Source organism: Mycolicibacterium aurum (assembly GCF_900637195.1).
Classification (GTDB): domain Bacteria; phylum Actinomycetota; class Actinomycetes; order Mycobacteriales; family Mycobacteriaceae; genus Mycobacterium; species Mycobacterium aurum.
Genome location: NZ_LR134356.1, coordinates 288,356 through 300,126, shown reverse-complemented (window position 1 = coordinate 300,126; position 11,771 = coordinate 288,356). Strand labels below are relative to the sequence as shown.

Annotated in this window: 11 protein-coding genes; 6 read left to right on the top strand and 5 right to left on the bottom strand. The window is 67.7% G+C overall.

Features of this window, described 5'->3' with window-relative positions; translation table 11 throughout:
* Both EL337_RS01405 and EL337_RS01400 read left to right on the top strand, forming a co-directional pair.
* On the top strand, nt 1–756 hold the full coding sequence (locus EL337_RS01405; protein WP_048632553.1) for a succinate dehydrogenase/fumarate reductase iron-sulfur subunit: 756 nt from the start codon (nt 1–3) through the stop codon (nt 754–756).
* A 26-nt stretch (nt 757–782) separates the two neighbouring features.
* Nucleotides 783–1,265, top strand: a complete 483-nt coding sequence (locus tag EL337_RS01400; protein ID WP_048632554.1) for a hypothetical protein — start codon at nt 783–785, stop codon at nt 1,263–1,265.
* A 1-nt stretch (nt 1,266) separates the two neighbouring features.
* Here EL337_RS01400 and EL337_RS01395 read toward each other — a convergent pair whose 3' ends face one another.
* Nucleotides 1,267–1,758: an Lrp/AsnC family transcriptional regulator gene (locus EL337_RS01395; RefSeq protein WP_197724166.1), complete on the bottom strand. Its 492-nt coding sequence runs from the start codon at nt 1,756–1,758 to the stop codon at nt 1,267–1,269.
* On the opposite strand from EL337_RS01395, the gene EL337_RS01390 reads away from it, so the two are divergent.
* The 3 genes from EL337_RS01390 (at nt 1,757) to EL337_RS28660 (ending at nt 4,252) form a co-directional block, all read left to right on the top strand.
* A complete protein-coding gene (locus EL337_RS01390) occupies nt 1,757–3,505 on the top strand; it encodes an acyl-CoA dehydrogenase family protein (protein ID WP_048632555.1) in 1,749 nt (582 codons plus the stop codon). The two genes, EL337_RS01395 and EL337_RS01390, sit on opposite strands and share 2 nt — an antisense overlap.
* A 115-nt stretch (nt 3,506–3,620) precedes the next feature.
* Nucleotides 3,621–4,031 (top strand): rhodanese-like domain-containing protein, encoded by a 411-nt coding sequence (locus EL337_RS01385; RefSeq protein WP_048632556.1) that lies wholly within the window; start codon nt 3,621–3,623, stop codon nt 4,029–4,031.
* 59 nt (nt 4,032–4,090) lie between these two features.
* A complete protein-coding gene (locus EL337_RS28660) occupies nt 4,091–4,252 on the top strand; it encodes a hypothetical protein (RefSeq protein ID WP_170216904.1) in 162 nt (53 codons plus the stop codon).
* Nucleotides 4,253–4,273: 21 nt separating this feature from the next.
* Here EL337_RS28660 and EL337_RS01380 read toward each other — a convergent pair whose 3' ends face one another.
* The gene (locus EL337_RS01380; RefSeq protein WP_370737159.1) at nt 4,274–4,792 is read right to left on the bottom strand and encodes a flavin reductase family protein; all 519 of its coding nucleotides are present in this window, start codon (nt 4,790–4,792) and stop codon (nt 4,274–4,276) included.
* A gap of 154 nt (nt 4,793–4,946) precedes the next feature.
* Here EL337_RS01380 and EL337_RS01375 point away from each other — a divergent pair, with 154 nt between their 5' ends.
* On the top strand, nt 4,947–5,618 hold the full coding sequence (locus tag EL337_RS01375) for a GAP family protein (RefSeq protein WP_048632557.1): 672 nt from the start codon (nt 4,947–4,949) through the stop codon (nt 5,616–5,618).
* A 3-nt stretch (nt 5,619–5,621) separates the two neighbouring features.
* On the opposite strand, the gene pe is transcribed toward EL337_RS01375, so the two are convergent.
* The 3 genes from pe to EL337_RS01360 all read right to left on the bottom strand — a co-directional run bounded on the left by pe (nt 5,622) and on the right by EL337_RS01360 (nt 11,735).
* The gene (gene pe / locus EL337_RS01370; protein ID WP_048632639.1) at nt 5,622–6,752 is read right to left on the bottom strand and encodes an acyltransferase PE; all 1,131 of its coding nucleotides are present in this window, start codon (nt 6,750–6,752) and stop codon (nt 5,622–5,624) included.
* Between the two features lie 68 nt (nt 6,753–6,820).
* Nucleotides 6,821–8,584 (bottom strand): AMP-binding protein, encoded by a 1,764-nt coding sequence (locus EL337_RS01365; RefSeq protein WP_197724242.1) that lies wholly within the window; start codon nt 8,582–8,584, stop codon nt 6,821–6,823.
* Nucleotides 8,585–8,699: 115 nt separating this feature from the next.
* The gene (locus EL337_RS01360; RefSeq protein ID WP_048632559.1) at nt 8,700–11,735 is read right to left on the bottom strand and encodes an MMPL/RND family transporter; all 3,036 of its coding nucleotides are present in this window, start codon (nt 11,733–11,735) and stop codon (nt 8,700–8,702) included.
* Between the last annotated feature and the right edge of the window lie 36 nt (nt 11,736–11,771).

The window sequence follows — 11,771 nt, the reverse complement described above, 5'->3', positions numbered from 1 at the left end:
ATGGCTGCCTATGACGCGAAACTACGGGTTTGGCGCGGCGACGACAGCGGCGGTGAGCTGAAGGACTACACCGTCGAGGTCAACGACGGCGAGGTGGTGCTCGACATCATCCACCGCCTGCAGGCCACCCAGGCCGGCGATCTGGCCGTGCGCTGGAACTGCAAGGCCGGCAAGTGCGGATCCTGCTCCGCGGAGATCAACGGTCGGCCCCGGCTGCTGTGCATGACGCGGATGTCGACCTTCGGCGAGGACGAAGTCGTCACGGTGACGCCGATGCGGACCTTCCCGGTGATGCGCGACCTGGTCACCGACGTCTCCTTCAACTACGAGAAGGCCAGGGAGATCCCGTCGTTCACGCCTCCCAAGGACCTGCAGCCCGGTGAGTACCGGATGGCGCAGGAAGACGTGAACCGGTCCCAGGAGTTCCGCAAGTGCATCGAGTGCTTCCTGTGCCAGAACGTGTGCCACGTCAACCGTGACCACGAGGAGAACAAGCTGGCGTTCTCCGGCCCACGCTTTCTCATGCGTCAGGCCGAGCTCGACATGCACCCGCTGGACACCCACGGGCACCGGGCGGAGCAGGCGCAGGAGGAGAACGGCCTGGGCTACTGCAACATCACCAAGTGCTGCACCGAGGTCTGTCCGGAACACATCAAGATCACCGACAACGCGTTGATCCCGATGAAGGAGCGCGCCGCCGACCGGAAGTACGACCCGGTGGTGTGGCTGGGTAACAAGCTGTTCCGGAGGCACTGAGCGCGGCGAGCGTCCACAATGAGCGCATGACTCAGCCGGTGGAGGAAGACACCTCGCGCGCGGTGGTCCGATCCGCGGCGACGGAGAACAGCTACGCCGTCGCGGGTTCCATCCAGACGACCGACAGTGCGGTGGTCGCCGGCTCGATCGCGACCAACGGAAGCGCCGTCGTCGCAGGTTCCGTCGCGACGGCGGGCAGCGCAGGGGTGGTGGGATCGATCGCGACCGCGGGCAGCGCGGCGGTCGCGCGGTCGATCGCGACGGCGGGCAGCGCGGCGGTCGCGGGCTCGATCGCCACCGCGGGCAGTGCCGCGATCGCCGGGTGCATCCTCGCGGTGCTGTGCATCGTCTGCAAGGGCTGTCTGGCGTGTCTGGGCTGCATCGACTGCACCCGGTGCAAAGCCTGCATCGGCTGTGTGAGTTGCGACGACTGCATCGGCTGCATCGGATGCGTGAACTGCTCGGGGCTGCGCAACGCGGTGGGCCTGCGCAACGTGCACGCCGCCTGACTCAGGCCGGGGCCAGGTTGCGGCCGGTCAGCGGACTGGAGTAGACGACGTTCGTCGTGATCGACCCCCGCGTGGCGATCCTGCCGGTGAGTCGCTCGAGGTCGGTCATCGACCGGGCCAGAACCTTGATGATGAAGCAGTCGTCACCGGTGACGTGGTGAGCCTCGACGATCTCGGGTGTCACGTCCAGCAGGTCGTGCAGAGGCTTGTAGTTGCCCGACGGATAGGCCAGCCGGACGAACGCCGTGATCGAGTAGCCCAGCGCGGCGGCCGACACCGTGGCGGTGTATCCGGTGATCACACCCGAGTCGACGAGGCGGCGCAGCCGGTCGGCTGTGGCGCTCGGTGACAGCGACACCGCGCGCGCCAGGTCGGCGGTGCTCATCCGGCCGTCGCGCTGAAGCGCCTGCAGCAGCGCTTCATCGGTGCGATCGAGGGCGATCCGTTGATTGTCCGGCACATCGCCGATGATCCCACCTAGATTCGACCGCATGCCGAACACGACTGGACTGCTGCTGAACCCGAACACCTTCGATCCGCAGCATCTCGATCCGGAATCCCGCCGCCAGTTGCGTGCCCTGATCGACTGGTTCGAGGCACGCGGTAAGGCGCGTCTGCTCCGCGACGATCTGGAAGCGACCTGGGTGAGCGACTTCCTGGACTTCGTCAAGAAGGAGCGGCTGTTCGCCACCTTCCTCACCCCGTCGGAGTTCGCCGGCGGCGACGCGAACAAACGCTGGGACACCTCGCGCAACGCCGTGCTCAGCGAGATCCTCGGGTTCTACGGGCTCTCCTACTGGTACGCCGAACAGGTCACGATCCTCGGGCTCGGACCGATCTGGCAGAGCGACAACGTCAAAGCCAAGGAAAAGGCCGCCGCGCAGCTCGAGGCCGGCGGCGTGATGGCCTTCGGACTGTCCGAACGCGAGCACGGCGCCGACATCTACAACACCGATCTGCTGCTGACGCCCGCGTCTGACGACGATGAGGGCGTGGTGTTCCGCGCCAACGGCGAGAAGTACTACATCGGCAACGGCAACGTCGCAGGAATGGTGTCGGTGTTCTCGCGTCGCACCGGCGCAGGCAGCACCGGCGGTCCGGACGACTACGTGTGGTTCGTCGCCGACAGCGGCCACGAGAACTACGAGCTGATCGGCAACGTCGTGCACGGCCAGATGTACGTCAGCAACTTCGCGCTCCACGACTACCCGGTGTATGAGGAGGACATCCTCGCGACCGGCCCCGAGGCGTTCTCGGCCGCGCTCAACACCGTCAACGTCGGCAAGTTCAATCTGTGCAGCGGCTCGATCGGCATGTGCGAGCACGCGTTCTACGAGGCGATCACCCACGCGAACAACCGGATCCTCTATGGCAACCCGGTCACCGACTTCCGCCACGTCCGCGCCAGCTTCGTCGACGCCTACGCGCGCCTGGTCGCGATGAAGCTGTTCAGCGACCGCGCCATCGACTACTTCCGCAGCGCGAGCCTGCAGGACCGGCGCTACCTGTTGTTCAACCCGGTGACCAAGGCGAAGGTCACCTCCGAAGGCGAGAAGGTCGTCACGTTGCTGTGGGACGTGCTCGCCGCCAAGGGATTCGAGAAGAACACCTATTTCTGTGAGGTCAAGGGGCTCATCGGGGCGCTGCCCCGGCTGGAGGGCACCGTCCACGTGAACGTGGCCCAGATCCTCAAGTTCATGCCGAACTACATGTTCAACCCGGCGGACTACCCGCAGATCGGCACCCGGAACGACCCGGCCGACGACGTCTTCTTCTGGTCGCAGGGACCGGCCCGCGGCGCCTCGAAGGTGCAGTTCGCCGACTGGGCTCCGGTGTACGCCCGGCACTCCGACGTGCCGAACGTCGCCCGGTTCTTCGAACAGGCCACGGCGCTGCGGGAGTTGCTGACCACCGCCGCGCCCGATGCCGACCAGCAGGCCGACCTCGACTTCGCGCTGGTCGTCGGTCACCTCTTCACGCTGGTCGTGTACGGGCAGCTGATCCTCGAGCAGGCGGAGCTGACCGGGCTCGACCGCGATCTCGTCGACCAGATCTTCGATGTGCAGATCCGCGACTTCTCCGAACATGCCGTCGCGCTGCACGGGAAACCGAGCTCCACGCCCGCGCAACAGGAGTGGGCGTTGGCGGCGGTGCGCAAGCCGGTGCCGGACCGAGCCCGATTCGACCGGGTGTGGCAGCAGGTCCGTGACTACGACGGCGCCTACGAGATGCAGCCGTAGCCGACCGTGGATCCGCCGGTGCATCGTCGGGAACTCCGTCGATACACCGGCACCGACCGACGATCACCGGAGGACACCACTTCCGTCGGCCGCGACACCACGCTTCGATAAGAGCATGATCGACGCCCGCGCCTACTTCGCCGCCAAACTCACCTACGAGATCGACGCGTCCGACCTGGCCGCGGCGCGCGCTGCCGGACGCGCACCGATCGTGGTCGACACCCGGTCCGGCGCCGCCTGGGATCAGGGGCACCTCCCCGGTGCGCTGCACCTTCCCGGCGGCGAGCTCGCCGAGCGTGCCGGCGCCGAGCTGCCGGACCTGGACGCCGACATCGTCGTCTACTGCTGGGGGCCGGGCTGCAACGGCGCCAGCAAGGCGGCATGCACGCTCAGCGAGATGGGGTACCGCCGAGTCAGGGAACTCATCGGTGGTTTCGAATACTGGGCCAGGCAAGGACTGTCGACCGTGAGTGCACACGGACGGGCCCGTCGCGACGCCGACGATCTCACCGCAGTAGGGGACTAGCGACAGGTCTCAGGCGTACGCTTGGGCCAGCAGCCAATCACCGAAGAAAGGCAGCATTCATGTCGCTTCGAGAGACCAGAAGCATCAACGACATTCGCACGGCGATCCGTGAACTGAGTGCCCGCGCCGACCTAGCTCGCAGGGAGGGCCGCAGCGCGGACGCCTCCGAGTTGGACCAGCGCATCAGCAACTACCGCGAAGAACTCAGCACCCGGCCCTGACCGCGGCGCCGAGGCGTCGAATCAGGCGCCGAGCCTGCGGAACGTGCTGCGGTGGAAGACAATCGGTGCGACATCCGGGTGGACGGTGATACCGCTGACCCGCAGCACGACGATGACGTGATCCCCGGCCGGGATCGACTGCTCGATACTGCTCTCCAGCCACACGCTGGTGCCGTGGATGAACACGGCGCCGCGGTCCGTCGACGCCGTCTCCAGGCCCGCGAACCGGTCGCCGGTCTTTGCGGCCAGCGTGCGCGCGGCCTCGTCGTGGGATTCGCCCAGCACACTGATCCCCAGGTACGGCAGATCCTTGAGTCGCGGCCAGGTGGTCGAGCTGTTCTGGACGCAGAACGACACCAGCGGCGGATCGAGGGACACCGGCACGAACGTGCTGGCCGCGAGGCCGACGCGGACGCCATCCACCTCTGCGGCGATCGCGATGACACCGGTGGGGAAGTGCCCGAACGCCTCGCGCAGGGACGACGGATCGAGTTCGATCGCCGCATCTCGGTCGGAATCTGTACCAGCCATCCGCGCCATCATCCCACGTACCCTTCAGCGGCGGCCACGGTCGGGTGGGCACGCAACAGCGGCGCGGCACTGGGGGCGATCACCACGCCATCATGACCCTGGATCACCGATCCGGCCAGCATTCGGATCGGCGTGCGCACAAGCCCGATACCATCGACTCCTCATGTGGATCCCGCTCCTGGTGATGGCCGTCGCGGTCAGCCTGGAGCCGTTTCGGGTCGGCATGACCGTTCTGATGATCAACCGCCCCCGCCCGGCACTGCAGTTGCTTGCTTTTCTCGCAGGCGGTTTCGTGATGGGCACGGCGGTGGGCGTCGTGGTGTTGTTCGTCCTTCGGCCCGCGCTGGGCTCGGCGCACTTCACTCTGCCCCGGGTGCAGATCGCGGTCGGCGCGGTGGTGCTGATCAACGCCGCGCTCGTCGCTGCGGGTGTGCTGGGGGGCCGGGGCGAGCCGTCCGCGGACCCGGCCGAACGCCGCTTCGGGCGAGTGATCGTCCGGGCACGTCAGCTACTCAGCGGGCGTTCCCTGTGGACGGCGGGTGTCGCGGGATTCGGCATCGCGCTGCCCTCGATCGACTACCTCGCCGCGCTGGCGCTCATCGTGGCCTCCGGCGCCGCGGCAGGCACCCAGTTCGGGGCCTTGATGGTGTTCAACGTGGTGGCGTTCGCCCTCGTCGAGATCCCGCTGCTGGCCTTCCTGGTGGCCCCGGACCGCACCCGCGCGACGCTGTCCGCGCTGTACGGCTGGATCCGGGCGAAGGGCCGGTTCGGCGTGGCCGTGATGCTGGCCGTGGTCGGCTGCATGCTGCTGGCCGTGGGGTGGGCCAGTCTGTGACGGCTACGGCGGGTTGTTGAGGACGTACTGCAGGCCGGAGAGAAGCTGCGACACCGGATCGGCGTCGCCGCCGAACGCGGCCTGCGTCGCCGGCGCGGTGACCTCGGCGGGGTCGTAGCCGTTCACCGGATCCACGGTGACGGGCGCGGTCGACGGGTCGTCGTTGCGGGAGTAGCCGGCGTCGACATAGGGCATCAGCACCTTGTCGAGCTCGATCAGGGTCTCCTGCGGCACGCCGAGGTACTTGAACGGCAGGACCAGAGGCAGGTGCTCCTCCGGAATCATGAACGTCGTCGTCTTCGCGCCTCGAGAGTTGACGGTGGTCCTGATGTTGCGCGGTGGCACCATGCTCGGTTCGGTGAACGCGACGGCGGTGTGACCGGTGGCGAGGCCGACGATCGCGTTGGCGACCGAGAGCCAGTTGTCGGGTCGGTCCGGCCAGTCGGCGATGCTGTCGTAGGCGGAGATGAACTGGTAGGTGTCGTACTGGCTTTCCACCGGCGCCGGGATGCGGTAGTCGAGCGACGGGACGACGCTGCCGACGGGGAAGTTCTGGGTCAGGAAACTCTCGCCGAACGCATGCCGGGCCACCGGATCGCCGTAGGTGGCGAAGCTCAGCTCGTTCGGTGGCGGGGCGGCGGGGTCGTAGGCGAGTTTCGCCTGGACGTCGTTGAGCACCATCGCACCCTCGGACAGCCCGATCGCGGTGCCTCGCCCACCCGCACGAATCGCGTTGATGGTGTTGGGCGTGCCGATGTCGACGGATTCACCGACGCTGGGGCCGTCGATTCCGAGGCCGGGGAAGGAATCGTCGAGTCGTCCGATGCCCGGGAACAGCCGCTCCAGCGTGTGGCCCTGCACCTGACCGGCCGGGTAGTCGACGATCTGGCGGTCCAGTCCGGGGAACCAGTCCGCGCCCGTGCGCATGATGTATTCGTCGTAGGGAATGCCGAGAACGTGGGCGCCGCCCAGTGCGTACGCCCGCCCCGGAGTGCCGAGGGGAGGCGGCCCGTCGGCGGCGGCGCCGGGCGCGGGGGGGACGGTCGTCTCATCCGCCGTCGCGATCCCGAGGCCGAAACACCCTGTGGCCCCGATGGTTACCAGGGCGGTGACCGATGCGAACTGTCTCCGCATGCCCATCCCCGCCCCTCGCCTACGCGTCCGCCTGTGCACCCGACCCTACCCTCACTCGCCGAGCGGACTCAGGCGTCCAGCCGGGTGAATTGATCGTGCCGGTACTGCTCGACGCAGGCGGCGCGCCGGATCTTGCCGCTCGTCGTCGTCGGAATCGACCCGGGCGGCACCAGCACCAGGTCCCCCACGTTGACGCCGTGCGCATTGGAGATCGCGGAGGTGACGTCGCTCTTGATCTCGGTGAGCCACTGCACCGCGTCGCCGCCGGCATCGGAGTTCAGATCGGCGCGCTTCTTCACCTCGATCACGGTCACCAGGTTCTCGGTGCTGTTCACGGGCACCGATATCGCCGCGACGCGGCCGCGGGTGATCTCGGCGACGGTGGCCTCGATGTCCTCGGGGTGGTGGTTGCGGCCCCGGATGATCAGCAGATCCTTGATGCGTCCGACGACGAAAAACTCGCCGGCGGACGTGAAGCCCAGATCACCGGTCCGCAGCCACGGCCCCTCCGGCGTGCCCGCCGCCGCGTCGGCGAGCACTGCGCCGAAGCAGCCCTGCTCGTCAGCTGGTCTGCTCCAGTAGCCGGACGCGACGTTGTCGCCGTGCACCCAGATCTCGCCGACGACGTCCGGCGGGCATTCCCGGCGGGTGTCGACGTCGACGATCCGCACCAGCGGCGACTTCGGCAGTTCGTACCTCACCAGCGCCGAACTGGTTCGCGACGATCCCCGCTGGGCACGGCCCGCAGATAGTTCGTCGACATCGAATCGGACCGCGCCCCACGAGTCACCAGGCGAATCACTCCAGGTGCCACTGCTGACGAAGACCGTCGCCTCGGCCAGTCCGTAGCACGGACGCAGCATGTGGTCGCGGAAATTGAAGTGCGCGAAGCGATCTGCGAAGCGTTCCAGGGTGGCCGGGTCGACGCGCTCGGCGCCGTTGATGATGCCGCGCACCCCGCCCAGATCGAGCCCGGCGAGATCGCTGTCCTTGGTCTTGCGGGCCGCCAGGTCGAAAGCGAAGTTCGGCGCCCCCGAGAAGGCATTCGGATTCTCGGCCAGCGCGCGCACCCACCTGGCCGGCTTCTCCAGGAAGGCGACCGGGCTCGTCAGCTCGGCGGGGAAGCCGCCGAGAATGGGCGCGCAGACCCCGAGCACCAACCCCATGTCGTGGTAGAAGGGCAGCCACGACACCAGCGTGAGATCTGTCGACGACGCCACGTTCGCGCCCTTGAACAGGCTGCTCATCAACTGCTCGAAGTTCACCTGCAGGTTGCGGTGCGAGATCATGACGCCGGTCGGCAGGCGCGTCGAGCCCGAGCTGTACTGCAGGTACGCCGTGGCCGGAAACTCGGCGGCCGCAAACGCGGGCTGATCCTCGCCGTCGAGGCTCAGCAGGTCGATCTCGATTATCTTCGGCGCCGTGTCCATCCGCGACTGGTCGACGTAGTCGCCGACCTCCGTCGCCACCGCGGACGTGGTGAGAACGACCGCGGGCGTGGTGTCGGCGAAGACGGCGCCCACCCGGTCGTGGCTGGAACCGCGATGCGGCAACGGAAGGGGGACCGCGATGAGCCCGGCCTGCATGGACCCCAGGAACGCCAGGATGTACTCCAGGCCCTGGGGCGCCAGGATCACCGCCCTGTCTCCTGCCGACGCGTGCAGGCTGAGCTCACGGGCCAGGTTTATGGTGCGGCGGGACAGCTGCGCCCACGTGAGAGTCTGCGCGACGCCCGCCGGATTGTGGTGGTAGTCGGTGAACGTGAACGCCACCTCGCCGGGCCGCAGGCTCGCGCGCCCGTGCAGCATCGACAGGATCGATGACTGGGGGATGGTTGTCGGCGTCAATGCACGTCCGTAGTAGTTCGGCGTCGGCTCGGAGTACTCGCCGTCCTGGCAACTGTGTGGCTACCGGCCCGACCCGCTCCGTTCCGTAGTTTCACATAGATCATGTGTCCGCGCTAACTCCGCCGGCGCTGGATGCCGCCGCCGGTGGACGCGACTCCGCCCGCGGGTCGCTCACCCGCGAAGGCCACCAGTTGGCGCGTCCGACCAGCGCCGCGATGGCGGGCACCGTGATCGTGCGGACCACGAACGTGTCCAGCAGGATCCCCACCCCGATCACGAAGCCGCCCTGGATCACGATGCCGATGCTGGAGAACAGCAGACCGGCCATCGACGCGGCAAAGATCAGACCCGCCGCGGTGATCACGCCTCCGGTCGACCCCAGGGTGCGGATGATCCCGTACCGGATGCTGCGGGGAGACTCGTCGCGCATTCGCGAGACGAACAGCATGTTGTAGTCGGCGCCCACCGCCACCAGCACCACGAAGGCCAGTGGCGGCACACTCCAGTGCAGTTCCTGGCCGAGGAGGAACTGGAACGTGACCACCCCGATGCCGATCGCCGCGAAGTACGAGAGCACCACCGACCCCACGAGGTAGATGGGTGCGACGATCGAGCGCAGCAGCACCGTCAACGTGAGCAGGACGACGATCAGCGTCGCGATGATGATGAAACGGATGTCGCGCTCGTAGTAGTCGCGGGTGTCGCGCAGCGCCGCGGGGAAGCCACCCATCGAGATCGTGGCTTCGGCCAGGGTGGTGTTGGGCTGCGCTCCGCGGGCGATGTCACTGATCGTGTTGACCTGATCCATCGCCTCCGGGCTGAACGGGTTGAGCTTGGTCTGCACCAGGTACCGGACCGAGTGGCCATCCGGTGAGATGAACGCCTCCGCCGCCTTCTGGAACTCCACGGCGTTGAGCACCTGGGCCGGGATGTTGAACCCCGCCATGGTCGACCCGGCCGCGTCCTGGCGCATCGTCAACAGGAACTGCGAGGCCTCGGTGAGTCCGTCGGCGATCACTTTGACCTGCTCGACCAGCTGGTCCACTCCCCCGGCCACCTGCCGGCTTCCGTCGGCCAGTCGGTTGGCGCCCTGCCGCAGATCGCGCAGGCCGGCCTGCGCGCCGCCCGGCGTATCGAGCCCCATGGCGGAGATGGCCTTGGTCAGCGTGGCGAACGCCGTGTTGAGCTGATTCACCGTCGAGGTGAGGCTCTGCCTGTCGTCGACCCCCTGCAGCTGCCCGGCCAGCCGGTTGATCTCGTCGAGGCCGCCTTCGCTGCGCGCCTTGGTCAACCGCTCGAACTGGCTGCGGGTCTCGACGCAAGACGGATTGGCGTCGCACACGTGGTTGCCCTGCAGCGCCGTCAGGACGGGGCCGATCCAGGCGAACATGTCCCTGACGGCGCGGAAGTTCACGCCCATGGACAGGCCGAGCTTGTTGACGCTGTCGACCAGCTTGGCTGCTGTCGCCACGTCGCGTACCAGCGTCTCACCGCCGTAATCGGTCCGCACCGAGGAGAACGTGTCGATCAGACCCTGAAGGCTGGGCGCGATCTGGTTGACCTGCGCGCGCACGTCACCGAGGCTGTCGGCGAGCGTGTCGGCGCCGGCCGTCAGCGTGTCGAGGTCATCGGTCCGCTCCCCGATCTGCGCCGAACCATCGGCGAGCCGGTCACCGACGATGCCGGCCTGAAAGGTCGCACGGAACTCGGGCGGCACCTCGCCGAGGGGCCGGGTGATGCCGCTGACCAGGGACACATCCGGCAGCTGGGCGATCCGGGAGGCCATCTGCTCCAGATCCGCCAGTGCCTGCGGTGAGCGCAGGTCGCGCGGGGACTGCACGAGGATGTACTGCGGGATGGACTGGCTGATCGGGAAGTGGCGCTCCAGCGCGACGTATCCGACCGAACTGGGCGCCGACGCCGACACCGCCTTGCGGTCGTCGTAGTTGAAGCGTGCAAAGCCTGCCGCGCCGGCCAACAGGATCAGCACGAGCACGCTGGCGACCAGGTGGGGCACCGGCCTGCGCACGATGCGGATACCGGAGCGTCTCCAGAACCTGGCGGTCAGCTCGCGTCTCGGTTTGACCCAGCCGCGCGGTCCGACGAGCACCAGGATCGCGGGCAGCAGGGTCACCCCGGCCAGATAGGCGACGCCGATGCCGATCCCGGCCGACACCCCGACGGTGCTGAACACCCCCATCTTGGCGAAGCTCATGACCAGGAACGTGATGCCCACCGTGAGGGCGGACGCGGTGATGACCTTGCCGATCGACATCATCGCCGCCTTGACGGCGTCGTCGTAGCCGGCTCCCGACCGCAGATAGTCGTGGTATCGGCTGATCAGGAAGACGGCGTAGTCCGTTCCCGCACCCGCCAGGATCGCGCTCAGGAAGACGATGGACTGATTCGAGACGCCCGCCCCGGTCAGGTGCGAGTACGCGGCGACCAACCCCTGCGCGATGAGCACCGACGATCCGATGGTCACCAGCGGCAGCAGCATCGTGACGATGCTGCGGTAGACCAGCAGCAGCACCGCGAGGACCAGAACGGCGATGGCGAGCTCGATGGGCAGCCGATCCTGTTCACCGGCGACGGTGAGGTCGGCGACCGTGGCGGCCGGACCCGTCAGGTACACATCCAGCGCCCCGTCGGATCCGTGTGCCGCGATGCTGTGTTCGACGACGTCACTCACCCGGTTGAACGAGTCGAACGCCCGCGGCGTGCCGAGCTCACCTTCGAGGCTGACCGGCAGGACCCAGGTGGTCTTGTCCTCGCTGGTCAGGAATTGGCGGAGCTGCGGGGTGCTGATGAAGTCCTGCACCGACACCACGTCGGTGACGTCGTCGCGCAGCGCGTCCACGAGTTGGCGGTAGGTGACCTCGTCCTGGGGACGCAGTCCGTCCTCGTTGATCAGCGCGATCAGCAGCAGGTCGTCGTTGCCCGATTCCTGGAACGCCTCGGCCATCTTGCGTGCCGAGACGCTCGACGGCGCATCCTCGGGCAGGATCACCAGCGGATGCTTCTCCGCCATCTCGCCCAGGGAGGGGAACGACAGCGGTAGGGCGATGGCCAGCGCCACCCACACCCCGATCACTGCCAGGGGCCAGCGCACCACGAAGTCTGCTAGCCGTCGCATGTCGCCCTCACCCCCACACCACCAGCGCCGCAGCCA